The 1,000-nt window shown below is 56.1% G+C and carries 1 protein-coding gene and 1 pseudogene; both read right to left on the bottom strand.

The features are described 5' to 3' along the window. Positions 1-739: aminotransferase class I/II-fold pyridoxal phosphate-dependent enzyme (locus CW742_RS15410; RefSeq protein WP_292421950.1), on the bottom strand; the 739-nt coding region annotated here is incomplete at its 3' end. 52 nt (positions 740-791) lie between these two features. Then, positions 792-1,000: pseudogene (locus CW742_RS15415) on the bottom strand (O-phospho-L-seryl-tRNA:Cys-tRNA synthase); the annotation flags it as partial.

Raw genomic sequence — 1,000 nt, forward strand, 5'->3', positions numbered from 1 at the left:
GACCATGGTAGCTCGGGTCCGGCTCGGTGAACTCGGGAAACTTCCCGTTGTTCCACGAAAATTTTCCGGAATCGACAATAACCCCACCGAGCGAGTTCCCGTGGCCCCCGATATACTTGGTGGCAGAGTGGACTACGATATCCGCACCAAACTCGATGGGGCGGACAAGCCCGACACCGGTCGTGTTGTCCACGATGAGCGGGATACCGGCATCGTGGGCGATCTTCGCGATCTTCTCAAAGTCCACAACATCCAGTTTCGGGTTGCCGATTGTCTCGGCATAGATCGCTTTGGTCTTTTGCGTGATCGCCGCTTTGAACGCCTCCGGGTTCGTTGAGTCAACGAATACCACATGCCGCCCGAACTTCGGGAGCGTGTAGTGGAAGAACTCATAGGTGCCACCGTACAGGTTGTCGGCCGAAACGATCTCATCACCGGGACGGGTGATGTTCAGGATCGCATACGTGATGGCTGCGGCTCCTGACGCGGTGGCGATTGCACCGGTTCCTCCTTCGATAGCAGCGATCCGCTTCTCGAAAACGTCCGTGGTCGGGTTCATGAGCCGGGTGTAGATGTTCCCGAGCTCTTTGAGCCCGAACAGATTGGCTGCGTGTTCCGTATTTTTGAACACGTACGACGATGTCTGGTAGAGCGGTACAACCCGTGACCCGGTTGTCGGATCGGGTACCTGCCCGGCATGGAGGGAGGTTGTTCCAAGATGGAATTTCTTTGTTGTCATGATGGTTCCTCATTTGGTTTCGTATCGGGATTTTCCTTGAATTTTTCTCGGGTTATTTTTCCACGGCAAGGCCGTGTTTTTCTGCAACTTCACAGAAGGCATCCGCAAGGTAGCGGACTTTCTTATCCGAGAGGCCGTAGGTGTTCAGTTTCCAGGTCCGGGTTGCGCCGGCGAATTCGCCAACGATCCCCCGGGACGAGAGCTCGTCACTGAGGTCAAACCCCCGGCGCTTGTGCGTCTGGGCTACCGTGTCGAAGCTGC

Source organism: Methanoregula sp. (assembly GCF_002835825.1).
In the GTDB taxonomy this organism is placed as follows: Archaea; Halobacteriota; Methanomicrobia; order Methanomicrobiales; family Methanospirillaceae; genus Methanoregula.